At 43.8% G+C, this 16,271-nt stretch carries 15 protein-coding genes; 9 read left to right on the forward strand and 6 right to left on the reverse strand.

Translation table 11 applies throughout. The annotated features are described in order from the left end of the window. The first annotated feature begins 8 nt into the window (after window positions 1-8). The 5 genes from BM090_RS13395 to BM090_RS13415 all read left to right on the forward strand — a co-directional run bounded on the left by BM090_RS13395 (window position 9) and on the right by BM090_RS13415 (window position 3,939). The gene (locus BM090_RS13395; RefSeq protein WP_091514048.1) at window positions 9-440 is read left to right on the forward strand and encodes an EamA family transporter; all 432 of its coding nucleotides are present in this window, start codon (window positions 9-11) and stop codon (window positions 438-440) included. A 12-nt stretch (window positions 441-452) separates the two neighbouring features. Further along, window positions 453-983 carry an NADH-quinone oxidoreductase subunit B gene (locus BM090_RS13400; RefSeq protein WP_091514051.1) on the forward strand — a complete coding sequence of 177 codons (531 nt, stop codon included), beginning with the start codon at window positions 453-455 and terminating at the stop codon, window positions 981-983. A gap of 155 nt (window positions 984-1,138) precedes the next feature. Continuing rightward, window positions 1,139-2,071, forward strand: coding sequence for a malate dehydrogenase (gene mdh, locus BM090_RS13405; protein WP_091514055.1), 933 nt, complete (start codon window positions 1,139-1,141; stop codon window positions 2,069-2,071). Window positions 2,072-2,396: 325 nt separating this feature from the next. Then, window positions 2,397-3,128, forward strand: coding sequence for an HAD family hydrolase (locus BM090_RS13410; RefSeq protein WP_091514058.1), 732 nt, complete (start codon window positions 2,397-2,399; stop codon window positions 3,126-3,128). After that, window positions 3,103-3,939 (forward strand): phosphoribosyltransferase family protein, encoded by an 837-nt coding sequence (locus tag BM090_RS13415; protein WP_091514062.1) that lies wholly within the window; start codon window positions 3,103-3,105, stop codon window positions 3,937-3,939. Before BM090_RS13410 ends, BM090_RS13415 begins: the two co-directional genes overlap by 26 nt. A 221-nt stretch (window positions 3,940-4,160) precedes the next feature. Here BM090_RS13415 and BM090_RS13420 read toward each other — a convergent pair whose 3' ends face one another. Next, window positions 4,161-5,375: a pyridoxal phosphate-dependent aminotransferase gene (locus tag BM090_RS13420; RefSeq protein WP_177199936.1), complete on the reverse strand. Its 1,215-nt coding sequence runs from the start codon at window positions 5,373-5,375 to the stop codon at window positions 4,161-4,163. A gap of 245 nt (window positions 5,376-5,620) precedes the next feature. Between BM090_RS13420 and BM090_RS13425 the strand changes: the two genes are divergently transcribed. Next, window positions 5,621-6,556, forward strand: coding sequence for a hypothetical protein (locus BM090_RS13425; RefSeq protein WP_091514065.1), 936 nt, complete (start codon window positions 5,621-5,623; stop codon window positions 6,554-6,556). Between the two features lie 71 nt (window positions 6,557-6,627). On the opposite strand, the gene BM090_RS13430 is transcribed toward BM090_RS13425, so the two are convergent. Further along, on the reverse strand, window positions 6,628-7,596 hold the full coding sequence (locus BM090_RS13430) for a YheT family hydrolase (protein WP_091514072.1): 969 nt from the start codon (window positions 7,594-7,596) through the stop codon (window positions 6,628-6,630). A gap of 21 nt (window positions 7,597-7,617) precedes the next feature. Further along, window positions 7,618-10,047 carry an endonuclease MutS2 gene (locus BM090_RS13435; RefSeq protein WP_091514075.1) on the reverse strand — a complete coding sequence of 810 codons (2,430 nt, stop codon included), beginning with the start codon at window positions 10,045-10,047 and terminating at the stop codon, window positions 7,618-7,620. 187 nt (window positions 10,048-10,234) lie between these two features. On the opposite strand from BM090_RS13435, the gene BM090_RS13440 reads away from it, so the two are divergent. Next, window positions 10,235-10,768 carry a DUF2480 family protein gene (locus BM090_RS13440; protein ID WP_091514079.1) on the forward strand — a complete coding sequence of 178 codons (534 nt, stop codon included), beginning with the start codon at window positions 10,235-10,237 and terminating at the stop codon, window positions 10,766-10,768. A 48-nt stretch (window positions 10,769-10,816) separates the two neighbouring features. On the opposite strand, the gene BM090_RS13445 is transcribed toward BM090_RS13440, so the two are convergent. From BM090_RS13445 to BM090_RS13455, 3 genes are all read right to left on the reverse strand, one after another. Further along, the gene (locus BM090_RS13445; protein WP_091514082.1) at window positions 10,817-11,164 is read right to left on the reverse strand and encodes a 4Fe-4S binding protein; all 348 of its coding nucleotides are present in this window, start codon (window positions 11,162-11,164) and stop codon (window positions 10,817-10,819) included. 166 nt (window positions 11,165-11,330) lie between these two features. Continuing rightward, entirely contained in the window at window positions 11,331-13,178 is a 1,848-nt protein-coding gene (locus BM090_RS13450) for an ABC transporter ATP-binding protein (protein ID WP_091514084.1), read from the reverse strand. A 98-nt stretch (window positions 13,179-13,276) separates the two neighbouring features. Beyond that, window positions 13,277-14,458 (reverse strand): sensor histidine kinase, encoded by a 1,182-nt coding sequence (locus BM090_RS13455; protein ID WP_091514087.1) that lies wholly within the window; start codon window positions 14,456-14,458, stop codon window positions 13,277-13,279. 227 nt (window positions 14,459-14,685) lie between these two features. Between BM090_RS13455 and hemA the strand changes: the two genes are divergently transcribed. Together hemA and BM090_RS13465 are read left to right on the forward strand one after the other, a co-directional pair. Then, a complete protein-coding gene (gene hemA / locus BM090_RS13460) occupies window positions 14,686-15,957 on the forward strand; it encodes a glutamyl-tRNA reductase (protein WP_091514091.1) in 1,272 nt (423 codons plus the stop codon). Between the two features lie 49 nt (window positions 15,958-16,006). Further along, window positions 16,007-16,216: a hypothetical protein gene (locus BM090_RS13465; protein ID WP_143083976.1), complete on the forward strand. Its 210-nt coding sequence runs from the start codon at window positions 16,007-16,009 to the stop codon at window positions 16,214-16,216. The last annotated feature ends 55 nt before the right edge of the window (window positions 16,217-16,271 follow it).

Here is a 16,271-nt window from a genome sequence, read left to right on the forward strand (position 1 = left end):
TCTCAAAAATGAATTTTTATAATTTGTCTTTACTACTGATTGTAGCCGTTTTGATGGGCGGCTACAATTTTTTTATTAAGGCCTCCGCAGGCAGCATTCACGAGGTAGTGGGTGCCGTGATTCTGCAAACCGTAGCGGCGTGTTTGGGGGCGGCGGTGTTGGCTTACCTTAAATTCCAGAAAATAAGCGACATACACGCAACAGGGCAGGGCATAGGCTTCGCCGTGGCGGCGGGTGTATGCGTGGGCTTGGCCGAAATCGTGTCGTTTTATGCTTTTGGGAAAGAAATACCCGTGTCGGTGGGCTTGCCGATTGTGTTGGGCGGTACGATTTTGGCGGGCGTAGCTTTAGGAATGTTATTTTTGGGTGAAACCTTTACGCTCAAACAATGGTTGGGAATTGTGTGTATTATTGCGGGAATAATGCTTATTAAAAGCTGATTTTTGGACAAAATGAATAATACTTTAACCGAACAACAGAAAACAGGCGAATTGGGCTTGGTCGTTACGCGCTTAGATGATTTGATGAACTGGGCGCGGCTCTCGTCTTTGTGGCCGATGGGCTTCGGGCTGGCTTGCTGTGCTATCGAAATGATGCAAACTTACGCTTCGGGCTACGACCTCGACCGCTTCGGCGTGATTCCCAGAGCCTCACCGCGCCAATCCGATGTAATGATTGTGTCGGGGACGGTTACGTTCAAGATGGCTGACCGCGTGCGCCGACTCTACGAGCAAATGCCTGAGCCGCGTTACGTGATTTCGATGGGGAGCTGTGCCAACTGTGGCGGCCCGTATTGGGAACACGGCTATCACGTCGTAAAAGGTGTGGATAGAATCGTGCCCGTTGATGTGTATGTGCAAGGTTGTCCGCCGCGCCCTGAGGCATTGATTGGGGCTTTTCTGAAGCTACAAGAAAAAGTGCGCGAAGAGCATCTGATTGCGCCTTTGGCGGTGGCCAGACTCATGGGAAAAACTAAAACATAGATATATTTTAACGGTCGTTGAATTATTTTGCGGAATTTCGCGAAAAACTGACCTTTGTCATGGTTGATGGATAAATTCTTTTGATAATTTTACACCCAAAGGATAAGTATCAGAATCCCCCAATAAATATTTGTCAAAACTAATTTTATAAAAACATGAAAGTTACCGTAGTAGGTGCTGGCGCAGTAGGGGCTACCGCTGCCGACAACATTGTTCGTCGCGACATTGCAGAAGAAGTTGTATTGCTCGACATCAAAGAAGGTTTTGCAGAAGGCAAAGCAATGGACATTATGCAAACAGCTACGCTTGCTGGTTTCAATGGCAAACTTAAAGGCGTAACTAATGATTATGCGGCTACAGCCAATTCTGATGTAGTAGTAGTTACTTCAGGCTTGCCACGCAAACCTGGTATGACACGCGAAGACCTTATCGGCATTAATGCTGGTATCGTTAAGTCTGTTACAGAAAACATTCTAAAATATTCTCCAAATACTATTCTTATCATCGTGTCTAACCCAATGGATACCATGACGTATTTGGCTCTTAAATCGTCTGGCTTGCCTAAAAACCGCGTAATCGGTATGGGTGGTATTTTGGACAGCTCACGCTTCAAGTATTTCTTGTCTGAAGCACTTGGTTGCACTGCAAACGAGTTGCAAGCAAACGTAATCGGTGGTCACGGTGATACAACCATGATTCCGCTTACTCGTTTGGCTACTTACAACACATTGCCTGTGTCTGAGTTCCTTTCGGCTGATGCGCTTGCCAAAATCTCTGCCGACACTATGGTAGGTGGTGCAACGCTTACAAAATTGCTTGGAACATCTGCTTGGTATGCACCAGGTGCAGCGGTTGCCAAATTGGTAGAAAGCATTTTGTTGAACCAAAAACTAATTCTTCCTTGCTGCGTGTCGCTTGACGGCGAGTACGGCCAAAACGATATTTGTTTGGGCGTGCCTGTGGTTATCGGCAAAGATGGTTGGGAAAAAATCATTGATTTCAAACTCAACGCCGAAGAACAAGCATTGTTCAACAAATCTGCTGACGCAGTGCGTAGCATGAACGATGTATTGGCTACTTTAGCATAGGTTTTAAATAAATTTATTTTAGTGTAATTGTTTGATATTATGATACTTAGCCGACAGGAATATTTCTTGTCGGTTATTTTTTTGTGTAAAATCCAAGAATTGGATACGACCTCATATTTTACCGTTCTGCCTCATTTGGCAGTAAAATGAGGCAGAACGCCGCCAAGAAAGGGTAGTTTTTATCTATCGTGAAACTCTACTTAACATAATATAAATTATAAAACTTTTGAATGTAAACAAAAAAGCGGTATTTTCAAAGCTAAATACTAAATTGGAAGGGAAATAACATAAGAACCCTTGATTTACACCAAAGGACGCTTTAGAAATGGAAAACGAAATAAAAATTATCAGTTTTGATTTGTGGCAAACGATTATAATGCCTAATCGCGCATTCCGTGCGCAACGCGTGGCGGCTTTGGCGCAAGCTCTCGGCCAAACGCCAAGCCTTGAATTAGAACAACTTATGCTCGAAACTGACAAACAACTGGATTTGCAGACCGATGCCACTGGCCGCCAATTTAGTTCTTTGGTGCGTACGCATGCTTTGGCGCAGCGTTTACATTATGTTAAGCCGATAGATTTTGAATGGCTATACACACGCATCAACGAAGCGTTTCTTTCTGACCCGCCAACCCTGATAGAACCCTCATTTCCAGCGACTTTACAAGCCTTGCGCGATAAAAACTACAAAATAACATTGCTTAGCAATACGGGTTTTGTAGAAGGAAAAACGCTACGAGCATTTTTTGAAAATCTGAAAATCAATGATTTGTTTGATTTACTGCTTTTTTCGGACGAACACGACATGGCCAAGCCGCAACCCGCTTTTTTCGAGAAAATAACCCAACATTTTGGTTGTGCGGCGGCGCAAGTCTTGCACATCGGCGACAATCCCGTAGCTGATTACGCGGGAGCTTTGGCCAGCAACATGAACGCTTTGTTGTTTGCACCCGAATCCTTGCCAAATCTTCCTGACTTTCAGGTAATTAATAGTTTGTCTGATACACATACTTTTATTGCCCAAAACGCCCATGCAAGCGCAAAGAATTATTCTTAATGATATACAAACAATTGATAATCAGTTTGTTTGTGCCGATGAGCGGCTTTTTGATTCGGCGTTGTATAGTCGTTTTAAATATGGTTCTGGGCAGGCGGCGGCGCATTATGCTGCGCAAATGTATGAAGTGTTACGGGATAAATTAACCCAAGTTTCTGGCCAGTGGCTCATTACGGCCTCGGCTTATAAGTACGTCCCGACGGCCTCTAATGCGATTGCAGACGCGATTTATGCTTTGATTACCAATAATTTGCCAGCAATAAAAATTGAGAAAATAAAAATCAGGAGACAACGGCTTTTTGCGTCAGACTACGGGAATCTGGACGAGGAGCAGCGCAAAAACCTGATGCGCCAAACCGATTTGCAAATAGACGAGGAGCAAGTAAAAGGCCGAAATCTGATTGTAGTGGATGATATTTGTGTAACAGGTTCGCATGAGCGGCGCATCGCCGAAATGCTAGGGAAGACGCAAGTGGCACAAGTATATTTTTTGTATGTGGGGCAGTGTAGGCCGCCAGTCGTGCCAAACGTAGAACATCGTTTGAATCATGAGTGGATGAAAAGCGTAGAAAATTTATTATATATTATTGAAAATGAATATTTTATAATAAATGCAAGAGTTTGTAAATTTCTTCTCTCCTACCCTTACCTACCTGATTTACAGGCGTTTTATGCGCAGCTGTCGTTGGATTGGCTGCTCTCCTTTCAGGCCAATATGTGCGGTGACGGCTATGACCAAATGCCCGAATATGCCGACAATTATCAAATATTAAGCAATGTTATACAACAAAAAAGGTGCTTTACAATATAAAGCACCTTTTTATCTTTAGACACACATGTTGTTTTAATTTAGCTAACCACAAAATCATGAAAAATTTTGTACCTCCATTGTTTAACAAAACGGCTGGTTAGACTCGCTTTGCCTCTCTCTAAACAATAAGACAAAGGTATAAGTGAAATAAGATTTTACCTAAGTTGTTTGTAAACTCAAAAAGGCTGTTCGTAAACTTAAACACTAATTTCGTTGTGTTATTAGCTACGGTGTGCGTTTAGGAATGTTTTTATTCGGCCTACGGCCACATTAATTTCCTCTACCGTTGGCAAAAACACTACACGGAAATGGTTGTTTTGGGGATAATTAAAACCTGAGCCATGCACCAAGAAAACGTGCTGCTCGGCCAAAAGATCCAATACAAATTCTTGATCCGAATTAAAATCAAAGCGTTCTAAATCTATCTTTGGGAACATATAAAACGCGCCTTGTGCTTTTACGCAGCTCACGCCGTCTATGCTGGTCAGAAGTTTGTGGCAAATATCGCGTTGGCGTGTCAGGCGGCCTGTCGGCAATACCAAATCATCAATACTTTGGTAGCCGCCCAGTGCTGTTTGGATACCTAATTGCGCTATCACATTGCTACACAGACGCATACTCGAAAGCAAGGTAAGTCCTTCAATGAAAGAACTCGCTCTTGATTTCGTGCCGCTCAAGATGAGCCAACCCGCCCGAAATCCTGCTGCACGGTAGTTTTTGGAAAGACCGCCCATCGTAACGCAAAGCGTTTGTTTGGTGAAGGCGGCGGGCGAATGATGCGCTACGCCATCGTACAGGATTTTGTCGTAAATCTCATCGGAGAAAATAATAAGGTGGTGTTTTTCGGCAGTAGCCACCATTTTTTCTATAATTTCTTTGGGATAAACCGTTCCCGTTGGGTTATTGGGGTTAATAATTACCAATGCTTTCGTGCGTGAAGTGATTTTACTTTCCAAATCTGCCAAATCTGGGTACCAGTTGGACGCCTCATCACAAAGGTAATGCACAGCTTTTCCGCTTGAAAGTGTGGTGGCTGCTGTCCAAAGCGGATAATCTGGCGCAGGAATCAAGACTTCGTCCCCCTCATTAAGCAGGGCTTGCATACAAAGCAAAATAAGTTCGCTTACGCCATTGCCGATATAGACATCATCTACTTGTACATCTGGAATATGTTTAGTTTGCGCATAGTGAACAACTGCTTTACGAGCAGCAAACAGACCTTTAGAATCAGAATAGCCTTGCGCCTGACGGAGATTTAATATAATATCTTGGATAATTTCGTCAGGTACATCAAAGCCAAAGGGCGCAGGATTCCCGATATTGAGTTTAATAATCTTATGCCCTAATTTTTCTAAAGCAGCAGCTTTTTCGGCAATTGGGCCACGTATTTCGTAGTGAACGTTGTTTAGCCTTTCGCTTTTTTCAAAAAAAATCATAGTTTTATGAGGTTATGCCAATACAAAAACGAATGTAATAGCATTTTGTATAAAAAACATACTTTTAATTCAAAAAAATGTTTTTATTATTCTTTGCGTATTAAATATGTATTTTTTTATAAAGTTTGTTTACCTTTGTTACGGTTTCAGCATATACGCAAAAAAGAAGTTAGTTTTATGCGATTTTGGCATAAAAAATGCTACATAAGTTTTCATTTGGTCTTAAAAAATTAACAACAATAAACATGAAAAAAGTATTCTCTACCTTATTTTTGGGCTTGACAGTAGTGGCAGCTCAGGCGCAAGACGAAGTTTTTAAAGTGTTGGCTTCGCGTGGAAGCATCACGACTGCCGACAAAGCCACTATTTCGGCAGGGAAAAAACTTTATAAAGATGATGTTGTAGAAGTTGGTAATAGCGCGTTTGTGGGTTTGGTGCACAAATCAGGCAAAACGTTGGAGCTTCGCGCAGCGGGTTCTTATGCTGTAAGCGAATTGGCGGCAAAAGTCGGAACAAGCGGCTCAAGCGTAAGCGAGCGTTATGCCAATTACGTGATTCAGGAGGTTTCTAAAGATAAAGAAAGTAGTGTTAAGAAAAACCACCAGCAATACATGGCCGTAACAGGGGCTGTAACCCGTGAGGCAAAAGTCTTGACACCAGAAGTAGAAGTAAAGGCCTTAGTGCCTTCTATGACGGAGCTAAACGCTACACAGAATGCTACATTTTACTGGCATAAAGTGCCTAACGTAAAAACCTATGTGGTTTCGGTAACGAATCTGGGCGAAGAAGTTTTGTTCCAGAAAGAAACAACCGATACGACGCTTACCATAGATTTTGCAAAAGTACCTGTGGGAAAAGCTAAAATGTGTCTGTGGCACGTAACGGCAAAAGGCCATAACAGCAAAGACCATAAATCAGACAAACACGGTTTGCAGATTATCCCGACGGCCAAAGCCGAGACCATCAATAAAGATTTGACTGCGCTAAAAGCTGACATTGACCCAAAATCTTCGTTGAGCAAAATCATGTTGGCGGCGTTTTATGAAGACAATCACATGTACGTTGATGCGCTTAACGCCTACCAAGAAGCCCTCAAAATCGAAACAAATGCCGATTATGAGGCCATGTATCAAAATTTCTTATACCGTGCAGGCCTAACAGACAAGCCAGCCAGCCACTAAAAAGGAAAGCCACCCGTAACAAGGTGGCTTTTTTGTTTTTATAAATAATGTTTGTTTGCCTGAAAGTGAATTTAATTTTTCCCCAATAAAAAGGACTCACAGCGTAACTCCGACCAATAAACATCGTGCAGGCCTGTTTGCGTAAAACCACAATGTCCGCCCTGTTCGGGTGTTTCCAAAGTAACAAATTCATGTTTTTGGGTCAGATGCTTTGGGTAGCAGGCTGCCGACAAAAACGGGTCGTTTTGGGCATTGACAATGAGTGTAGGAGTCTGAATATCAGCAATAAATCTGTTGGCCGAACAACTCGCGTAATAATTAGCTGCCGTCCCGAAACCATGCAAAGGCGCAGTATAAACATCGTCAAAATCTTTGAGCGTTTTGAGTAAAGCCAGTGGCGCAAGGTCGATTTCGGGAACTTTAGCCGCTTTTAAACGGATTTTTTGGGTAAGCGTTCGCATAAATCTATCCGAATACACTTTGCTGAATCCCGTAGAAATACGCTCCGACGCGCCGCCCAAGTCCGTAGGTACTGAAAACACGACCGATTTGCCGATAATTGGCGGCGGCGTTTCTTCTCCTAAATATTTGAGTGTCAAGTTTCCACCTAAGCTAAAGCCCACCAAATCAATTTGTTGGTATTGCTGTTTTTCATTTACCCAATTCACCAAAAAACGTAAATCTTCTGTTGCGCCGCTATGATAAAAACGTTTTTGCAGGTTCATTTCCCCACTACAACTCCTAAAATTCCACGCCAACACATCATAACCGCAATTGTACAAATGCTTGGCCATGCCCATCAGGTACGGACGATGCGAGTCGCCTTCCAGCCCATGCGAAAGTATGGCAAGGCGTGGCGACGTGGCCGCTGGGTGGCGCAACCAATCCAAATCCAAAAAATCTTCGTCGGGCAACCAAAGTCTTTCGCGATGATAGTCAATGCCTTCTACTTTTCGGTAAAGTGCGGGCAATATGGTTTGTAAATGGCCGCCGCCGAGCCGAAGCCAAGCGGGCGGCCTGTAAGTTGGGGTAAAGTTCATGTTTAAATCAAGAAAAATACATTAGCGCAACGTAATGAGCGTAACGCCTGCACCGCCTCTGTCGGGGTGTTCGTCTTGCATGGTGGCCACTTGTTTGTAACGGCGCAAATGCGTCCGAATCAGGTTGCGCAAAATCCCGTCCCCTTTTCCGTGCACAATGCGCAGCTCTGGCGTACCGAGCATAATGGCATTGTCTATAAAATTATCTACCTCCGTGATAGCCTCTTCGCCGCGTTTGCCCCGAAGGTCAAGGTTAAAGCTAAAGGCCATCATTTTTTCGTTCAGGTCAATGCCTTGCATCCGTGACTGCGGGCTTTCGGGTGCGCCCAAGCTGTTGCGGTAGTCTTTGCGGCTAATGCGTTCGAGTCGGTTTATTTTAATCAAAGATTTTAATTCACCCATTCTAATTTCAGCTTCTTTGCCCCGAACAGTCAAGACTTCGGCCACCGTACCCGTATCGCGCACGCGAACATAGTCGCCTTCTTCTATCGCGCCGCCAATAAGGTTAATTACTGGCTCATTTTTATTTGCATCTTTCTTCGAATCAGGAACATTTGCGAGAATTTCAGGTGCAAGACTTTCTTTGAAAATTTCTATACTTTTGCGTACCTCTTTGGTTTGCTCTTTGTCGGCGTTGCTCTCCCGAATTTCGCGAATAGCTGTTTCAATTCGTTGGTTGGCTTCCTGCACTAAGGCACGGGCTTTGGCACGCGCGTCGTTAAGTTCGGCTTTTCGGCGATTGTCCAACGTATTTTTCAGTTCCGTGTAGTCGGTAATGGCTTTGGACAATTGGCGGTCTTTGATTTGGAGTTGCAAGTTGCGGTCGGCATATACTTTGCGTTCTATTTCCAACTCGCGTAGCAGTTTATCCAAATTCACTTGCTTTTCGCCTACATTATTTTTAGCGTGCTCAATTACGATGTTAGGTAAACCAATTTTTTCGGCAATTTCCAACGCAAACGAACTACCAGGTTTACCGATTTCCAACTGATACAGCGGTTCAAGATTTTGCACATCAAAACGCATCGCGCCGTTGATAAGGCCTTGTGTAAGTTGGGCATAATCTTTCAGGTTGCCGTAGTGCGTCGTTACTACACCAAAGGCACGTACTTTGTTCAGCTCTTCCAAAATGGCTTGGGCAATTGCGCCGCCAAAATTGGGTTCTGTGCCTGTGCCGAACTCATCTATCAGAAACAGCGACCTACGCCCCGCCAATTTTATGAACTGGCGCATATTGGTAAGGTGCGAACTGTAAGTACTTAGGTCATTTTCAAGCGATTGCTCATCGCCAATGTCAATGAATATTTCTTCAAAAATACCAGCTTCCGAGCCTAAATCCATGGGCGGCAGCAAGCCACATTGTATCATATATTGCACCAACCCAACGGTTTTGAGACAAACGGATTTACCGCCAGCGTTGGGCCCCGAAATCACCAAAATACGTTTGTCGTGTGCCAGCTCGATGTTAAGCGGCTGAATACTACGGCCTTGTTTGCGATGACTCAGCAGCAAAAGCGGATGTTTGGCATTTTGCCAGCTAATGTGTTGCCTTTTGGTGAAATTGGGCATATTGCCGCCAATTTCGAGTGCGAAACGGGCTTTGGCTCTAATGAAATCAATTAATCCCAAAAAAGTATAAGCCTTGCGCAAAGCGGGCACGTAAGGACGCACAAAATCAGTGAGTTGTAGCAGGATTCGGAACACTTCGCGGCGTTCTTCGTACTCTAATTCACGAATGTTATTATTAGCATCGAAAATCTCGGCAGGCTCAATATATACGGTTTGGCCTGTGGCCGACTCGTCGTGCACGAAGCCCTTTACTTTGCGTTTGTGTTCGGCGGCGATGGGAATCACCATGCGGCCACTGCGCACGGTCAAGTTTACGTCATCGTCTATAAATCCTTGATTTTTAGCACTTTTCAGAATGTTATCGAGGCGGCGGCGCAAGGTGCTTTGCTCTGAGATAATGGCGCGGCGGATTCGTTGCAGCTCCGAAGATGCTGTATCGCGTACTTTACCGCGTTCGTCTATTACAAATTCAATGCGTTCTTGCAATTTTTTATCCAACTCCACCAGTTGCGTCAGCTCCCGCAATTGCGTGTAGCGGTCTTCTTCTTTTTGCTTGAAAAAACGCAAACAAGCCATTATCGTCCCTAACGAGAGTTTCAGGTCGGTAAATTCTTGTTCGTCGAGGCAAGTGCCTTCTATTTCGGCTTTGCGCAAATGCGTGCTTACATCGTTGAAATGTTGGTTGGGAAAACTGTCCTCGTACAACACGATGTCTTTAAACTCGTTGGTTTGTGCCAGCAGTTTTTGGAGGTTATCAAATTTATCCGAAAAACGGATTTTATCTACAAAAGCATGGCCGAGCGTGCCTGCACATTCGGCTTTGAGTAAGAGGCGGATTTGGTCGAATCCGATTTTTTGTTCAAAATTCTTAGGGTAAATCAAACTGATTATGTAGTTGTTAGAGATTAAAAAATAATCGTTTTTGTTCCGAACAGGCTGCAAAGGTATGATAATTCGATGGATTATGCTACTTTGGCGGCGAGGCGGCGGGTTTACTTATAGAACCAATTTTAGGTAATAATTTGTTTCCTAACAGGAGCTTGTCTAATCCTTTTTTGCTTTAATTTTTATGACAGAAGAAAATAACATTGTTAATCGCGTTGCCAATAGCGGACTAATTACGATCAATTTGGAAGATTATTATCATGCTGGAGAAAGAGTGTTATGGGACATTGCGCCGCATTTGTTTCAGGGGCTTTTGTTGCGCGAAAAAGATTTCAGAGACTTTATCAAACAACACGACTGGGCACAATACGAAGGTAAAAACATTGCTATTACGTGCAGTGCCGATGCCATCGTCCCGACGTGGGCGTATATGTTGTTGGCCACGCAGTTTGAGCCATACGCGCACCGCGTGGTATTCGGGGACTTGCAAACGCTGGAGCAGGCTTTGTACCAAGAGGCCATCGCCCGAATAGACAAAACCGCCCTGACCGATGCCAAAGTAATCGTGAAAGGCTGCAACAAATATGATGTGCCCGTGTTTGCTTATACGGAACTGGCCTATCAACTAAAGCCGTATGTGGCCAGCCTCATGTTTGGGGAAGCGTGCAGCAACGTGCCTTTGTACAAGAAAAAAGCCGCCAAGAAAGCCACAGAATAAACTAAAAAAAGCCTTGATTATCAAGGCTTTTTTTAGTTGGTGTCCATACTATTCGTTGTGCAACCATGCTTTCTTTTCGAGCAGTTCTTCGTCTGTTTCGCGGTAGTCTGGATCATCTACGCAGCAATCCACAGGGCAAACCGCAGCGCATTGCGGTTCTTCGTGGAAGCCTTTACATTCAGTACATTTATTGGGTACGATGTAATAAAACTCGTCAGAAACTGGCGTTTGTTTCTCTTTTCCATCCACAAAAACGCCTTCTTCAATTTCTACTTTCGTAAGGCTGGTACCGCCGCCCCAAGTCCATTCTACGCCACCTTCATAGATAGCAGTGTTTGGGCACTCGGGTTCGCAAGCTCCGCAGTTAATACATTCGTCTGTTATTATAATAGCCATTGTTTGTCGTGCTGTTGGTTATTATCTTGATAAAACAAAAAAGTTAGCTTAAAATATACCGTTTTCACGGATACGTTTCTGCAAAAATAACAATCCATTGTTGCGAAAACAGTGCAAAACGCAATATTGTTCCTATTTTTTTGTATTTGGCTAAAATAATCCAGTATTACAGGCTTTGCATCATATTGAGTTTTCGGTACAAACCCGCTTCATTTTCAAGTAATTGGGTGTGTGTGCCACGTTCCACGATGCGGCCTTGTTGGATTACCAAAATTTCGTCGGCGTGCTGAATCGTACTGAGTCGGTGCGCAATGACCAATGAGGTACGGTTTTTCATCAGATTGAACAAGGCTTCTTGTACGAGTTTTTCGGATTCGGTATCCAAAGCACTGGTAGCCTCGTCCAGAATCAAGATAGACGGATTTTTCAGGACGGCGCGTGCAATGTTAAGGCGTTGGCGTTGGCCACCCGAAAGTTTCATGCCTCTGTCGCCGATGGCGGTTTGATAGCCGTTTTCGGTTTGCATAATGAAATCATGCGCATTGGCGATTTTGGCGGCCTGAATTACTTCTTCTGGCGTGGCATCGGTTTTACAAAAAGCAATGTTATTAAAAATGGTATCGTTAAAAAGAATAGATTCTTGCGTTACGATACCCATTTGCGCACGCACGGACTCAATGTCGCAGTCGCGTAGGTCGTGGCCGTCTATGCTAATACTTCCCGACAAAGGGTCATAGAAACGCGGTAGTAAATCGGCAATGGTGGACTTGCCGCCGCCCGAAGGTCCGACAAGTGCAATGGTTTTTCCTTTTTGGAGGGTGAAACTCAAATCCGACAATACGATTTTATCCCCATAACCGAAGCTAACCTCCTTAAAATCAATGGCTTTTTCAAACGAAGGCAATTTTTGTGCATTTGGTTTGTCCTGAAGCTCAACGGGCGTGTCAAGGAGTTTAAAAATTCTATCTCCCGAAACGATACCTTTTTGGATATTGCTCAACGACGTTGATAGTGCTTTGGCTGGGCGCAACACTTGCGAGAAAATCGCCAAATACGTCATAAATTCACTGGCTTTGAGCGCGTCGGCATCGCCCGAAATCACCAAGCCGCCGCCATACAATAAAATGCCCGAAATCACTAAAATACTGCTAAATTCTGAAAACGGCGAAGCCTGTTCGCGGCGTTTGGCAGTTTTGAAAGACAACTCCGCAAAGTTTTGGTTTTCTTTGGCAAACTTGTCGCGAATGTATTGTTGGCCGTTAAAGGCTTTAATTACACGCATTCCGCCAAGTGTTTCGTCCAGAATGGTCAGGGTTCTACTCCAAGATTCTTGGCCTGCGTTGGCGGCGGATTTCATGCGTTTGGAAATAGAGCCAATAATTAACCCCGAAATAGGAATAACAATGAGTGTAAACAGTGTTAGCTCTACCGAAATTTTGAGCAAAACCACAAAATAGCCGATAATGGTCAGCGGTTCGCGGAAAATCACAGTCAGCGAGTTAGCCACCGAGTATTCTACTTCCGACACGTCCGAAGTCATACGCGCCATGATGTCGCCTTTGCGTTCGTTCGAGAAAAAGCCCAAGTGCATGCCCGAAACTTTATCGAAAAGTACTTGTTTTAAATTGCGTAACGTATTGGTTCTAAGGGACTCTATTACGAGAATAGACAAATATTTGAACACATTGGAAAGTAAAACCGATATAATCAGAATGATGCAAACGAACTGCAACGCCGCCATTTTGCCTTCTACGCCGCTGCCGCCCTCTAATACTTTTTGTGCCAAATTGTAGTTAAACCAATTTTGGGCATAATCTATTGTAAGCGCAAATTCTGGTTTTTTGATGGCCAACATTTCGGGCGAAACTTTCCCGAAAAGCACATCTAACACAGGAATAAGGAGCGAGAAATTAACTAAACCGAAAAAAATACTCAACACCGATGTAATGGAATACGGCAATGCGTAACGACCAATCGGTTGAGCGAAAGAAAGAATACGAAAATATGTTTTCATTTTTTTGATTGATGAAGGAATGCCCAAAAAGTCAAAATATGGGCTAAATAGCTAAACGGGGCGCAAGATACACCAAAAATGTACATCTTTACAATTCACTATTCTTTTAGAATGATACGAAACGTAGTGCCTTTGCCTATTTCGGAATGTTTGATGAAAATTTTGCCTTTGTGATACTCCTCTATAATGCGTTTGGCCAGTGTAAGCCCCAAGCCCCAACCGCGTTTTTTGCTGGTTACACCTGGTTCAAACACCTTTTTAAGCATATTTTTGGGTAAGCCTTTACCCGTGTCGCTGATGTCTATGGCGATTTTGTCGTCGGGAATGCGCGTAAGCACTATATCAATGCGGCCTGTGCCGTTCATGGCATCAACGGCGTTTTTACAAATATTCTCCACCACCCAATCCAGTAGCGGCGGGCTTATCATCGAAGTAGATTCTTGTACGCGCCCTTCGGCTACCAAATTGATGCTTACTTTGCTGGAAACGCGTTTGCGCAGATACTCAACATTTTGATTAATAAGGTCATACACCACTGCTTCCTGAAAGGCTGGCACCGAACCAATATTAGAGAAACGCGCCGTTACGGTTTCCAGTCGCTTAATGTCTTTGTCCAGTTCGTTGAGAATCTCGTCGTTTTCGCCATCAAAACGCGGGTCGGTGCGCAAATATTCTACCCATGCCATGAGTGCCGAAATCGGCGTGCCTAACTGGTGCGCTGTTTCTTTGGCCAGCCCCACCCAAACGCGGTTTTGTTCGGCGCGGCGCGAATAGCTAAATGCCAAATACGCGATTAAGCCCAAAATCCCAATGACCGAGAGTTGTATGTACGGATAATAACGCAACTGCCTGAGCAGCATGGAGTTTTCGTAATAAATATAATTGGTAACCGTGCCTTCGTAAGTGATGATTATGGGTTCGTGTTGGCCTTTCATCAGGGCAATTTCGTTGTCAAACCATTCTTTTCGCTTGGCATCGTTTTTGAATTTTGGGATGTCGATGTTGGCCGTAGCCGAAATATTGCCTTCCGCATCAGTCAGAATGACGGGAATGGTGTTGTTGGCGGCGATAATTTCGTGGGTAAGAAATGTTACGTCGTCCGTTAAGTTTGAATTATTAATGGATTCAAAGGCTTTGGCGTACAGGTCGATGAGTTTTTTTTCACGCTCAGAGAGTTGTTTGGCCAAACGGTTGGTATAGAGCACCGACACCGAACCAATCAGGGCGGCCAGCAATACAATACCAATTTTAAAACGTGAACGGTTCTGATAAATATTCATTTTACGAAGGAAAAATATAGGATAATTCAGTGAAAAATCGCGGTAATTAGCTATTTTATTTGTAATCTTTCTAAATTACTATGGTTTTGATTTTTATCATACAGCCACACGCAATTAAACGATACTTTTGCAAAACTAATACGGGAAGAAGTGTGTTTTTGCTTTATTCCCCCATTTTTAAGACACAAAGGAACTGTTTTTACTTATACGCTTAGGAGGTTTCTTCTATGTACTACCATTTTAAAGCAACTATTTTATCTTATAAAACTGCTTCTGTAGAACTGCGTGAGCGTGTTGCGCTCAACGAGGATGATTGCAAAATGCTTTTGCAACAGCTGCGAGATATTATCGACGTTACAGACCTTTTTATTCTTTCGACTTGTAACCGCACCGAGATATATTATAGCGCACCACAGGACTACACACACGAAATCTTGACGATGCTTGCCACGCACAAAGGCGTGAGCTACAGCGAAATAGCGTCTTGTTTCGTGTCCATCACCGATCACCGCCAAGCCGCCCAACACTTGTTTGAAGTGGCCATTGGGTTGGAGTCGCAAGTGGTGGGCGATATGCAAATCATCAATCAGGTGAAACACGCCTACCAATGGTGTGCGGATGCTGACTTGGCTGGGCCTTTCTTGCACCGTTTGTTACACACGATTTTCTTTGCCAACAAAAAAGTAGTACAAGAAACAAATTTCCGCGATGGCGCGGCCTCTGTGTCGTATGCAGCGATGGAATTGGTGGAAGAACTTACCGCAGATATTGCTCAACCGCGTGTTTTGGTGGTAGGTGTCGGAGAAATTGGTGCGGACGTTTGCCGCAATTTGGCCAATACACGCATCAAAAACGTAACGATTTGCAACCGCACGCAATCTAAGGCCGAAGAGTTGGCCGCCGAATGCGAAATGCGCGTTGCGCCTTTCGAGCAGTTGTGGGAAGAAATTGCCGCCGCCGACGTGATTATTAGCTCTGTGGCACGCAACGAACCGTTGATTAGCAAAGAAGAAGTAAAAGCTCTTAACAGCTTGTCTTACAAATATTTCCTTGACCTTTCGATGCCGCGCAGCGTAGCCGCCGACGTGGAAGAAGTGGCGGGAGCTTTGGTTTATAACATCGACCATATCAATAACCGCGCAACGGAGGCTTTGGAGCGTCGTTTGGCGGCGATTCCGAAAGTAAAAAGCATTGTCAATGACGCAATGGCCGAGTTTTCGGACTGGACAAAAGAAATGGAAGTGTCGCCGACCATTAACAAACTCAAAAACGCGTTGGAGCAAATTCGCCAAGAGGAAATGGCTCGTTATATGAAGCAACTTTCGGAAGATGATGTTAAGCTAATGGACAAAATCACCAAAGGCATGATGCAGAAAATCATTAAACTGCCAGTGCTTCAGCTTAAAGCGGCCTGCAAACGCGGCGAAGCCGATACTTTGATAGATGTGTTGAACGATTTGTTTAATCTGGAAGCACATTCGGATACGGTTTCTCATTAGATTTTAATTCATTACAAATAGATTTAGCCCAATTAAAACAATGCAGTTGATGTTATTACTTACCGCGAATACTTCATTTACATGGTTTTTAATTGGGCTTATTTTTTCCGTTCTGATGCTGCTTTTGGCGGCTTCGTCGGCTCTTTTGGCCATCAAAACCCCAAGTAAACGTAATCAATATTTTCTTTTTGCAAGCGTAAGTAGTGCGTTAGCTTTGTATTTTATCTACTTGGCTTACACAACATATCGTATGCTTTAATGTAATTTTAATAGTATTTATCTTATATAACGAAACAATATTTCTGTATTAAATT

The organism is Flexibacter flexilis DSM 6793 (assembly GCF_900112255.1).
Classification (GTDB): domain Bacteria; phylum Bacteroidota; class Bacteroidia; order Cytophagales; family Flexibacteraceae; genus Flexibacter; species Flexibacter flexilis.

Coding starts and splice junctions, on each gene's coding strand:
- BM090_RS13395 (WP_091514048.1), top strand. CDS start 9: ATGAATTTTTATAATTTGTCTTTACTACTGATTGTAGCCGTTTTGATG.
- BM090_RS13400 (WP_091514051.1), top strand. CDS start 453: ATGAATAATACTTTAACCGAACAACAGAAAACAGGCGAATTGGGCTTG.
- mdh (WP_091514055.1), top strand. CDS start 1,139: ATGAAAGTTACCGTAGTAGGTGCTGGCGCAGTAGGGGCTACCGCTGCC.
- BM090_RS13410 (WP_091514058.1), top strand. CDS start 2,397: ATGGAAAACGAAATAAAAATTATCAGTTTTGATTTGTGGCAAACGATT.
- BM090_RS13415 (WP_091514062.1), top strand. CDS start 3,103: ATGCAAGCGCAAAGAATTATTCTTAATGATATACAAACAATTGATAAT.
- BM090_RS13420 (WP_177199936.1), bottom strand. CDS start 5,375: ATGATTTTTTTTGAAAAAAGCGAAAGGCTAAACAACGTTCACTACGAA.
- BM090_RS13425 (WP_091514065.1), top strand. CDS start 5,621: ATGAAAAAAGTATTCTCTACCTTATTTTTGGGCTTGACAGTAGTGGCA.
- BM090_RS13430 (WP_091514072.1), bottom strand. CDS start 7,596: ATGAACTTTACCCCAACTTACAGGCCGCCCGCTTGGCTTCGGCTCGGC.
- BM090_RS13440 (WP_091514079.1), top strand. CDS start 10,235: ATGACAGAAGAAAATAACATTGTTAATCGCGTTGCCAATAGCGGACTA.
- BM090_RS13445 (WP_091514082.1), bottom strand. CDS start 11,164: ATGGCTATTATAATAACAGACGAATGTATTAACTGCGGAGCTTGCGAA.
- BM090_RS13450 (WP_091514084.1), bottom strand. CDS start 13,178: ATGAAAACATATTTTCGTATTCTTTCTTTCGCTCAACCGATTGGTCGT.
- BM090_RS13455 (WP_091514087.1), bottom strand. CDS start 14,458: ATGAATATTTATCAGAACCGTTCACGTTTTAAAATTGGTATTGTATTG.
- hemA (WP_091514091.1), top strand. CDS start 14,686: ATGTACTACCATTTTAAAGCAACTATTTTATCTTATAAAACTGCTTCT.
- BM090_RS13465 (WP_143083976.1), top strand. CDS start 16,007: ATGTTATTACTTACCGCGAATACTTCATTTACATGGTTTTTAATTGGG.